Origin of the sequence: Pseudomonas sp. K5002, assembly GCF_013386655.1 — a bacterium.
Taxonomy (GTDB): Bacteria; Pseudomonadota; Gammaproteobacteria; order Pseudomonadales; family Pseudomonadaceae; genus Aquipseudomonas.
In genome coordinates this window covers 1-494 of the sequence record NZ_JACARK010001769.1, presented here as the reverse complement: position 1 = coordinate 494, position 494 = coordinate 1, and the positions used below count along the sequence as shown (strand labels likewise).

Annotated in this window: 1 protein-coding gene and 1 pseudogene; both read left to right on the top strand. The window is 66.8% G+C overall.

What is annotated here, in order from left to right:
* Positions 1-274 (top strand): winged helix-turn-helix domain-containing protein (locus HX846_RS39185; RefSeq protein WP_178967695.1); only part of this gene is annotated, 274 nt, incomplete at its 5' end.
* A pseudogene (locus HX846_RS39180) lies at positions 274-494 on the top strand (two-component sensor histidine kinase); the annotation flags it as partial. The gene HX846_RS39185 and the pseudogene HX846_RS39180, both read left to right, overlap by 1 nt.

Below are 494 nucleotides of genomic sequence, written 5' to 3'. Positions count from 1 at the left end.
CAGCAGCCGCGAAACGTTGCTGGGCGGTGAGTCGGTGGACCTGTCCCGCCGCGAGCAGGCGCTGTTGCAGGCCCTGTTGCAGAACCGCGGCCGGGTGCTCTCCAGCGAGCAGCTCAAGGACAGCGTCTACGGCCTGAACGACGAACTGGAAAGCAACGCCCTCAACGTGCACATCCACCACCTGCGGCGCAAACTCGGCAACGGCATCGTCGAAACCGTGCGCGGCCTGGGCTATCGCCTGGGCCCGGCTGACGGTGGAGAGGACGCTTCGTGATGAGCCTGCGCCTGCGGCTGACCTTCAAGCTCGGCGCAGCTTTCGTGCTGATCTGGGTCCTGGCCGCCGCGTGGATGCTCAACGACCTGCGCAACCAGATGATGTTCTCCCTCGACCAGCGCCTGGTGGCGTCGGCGCGCATGGTGGCGGGGCTGATGGAGCAGATGCCCGGCCTCTCCAGCACGGGGGAGGGCGCGCACTTCAGCGCCGAACAATTGAA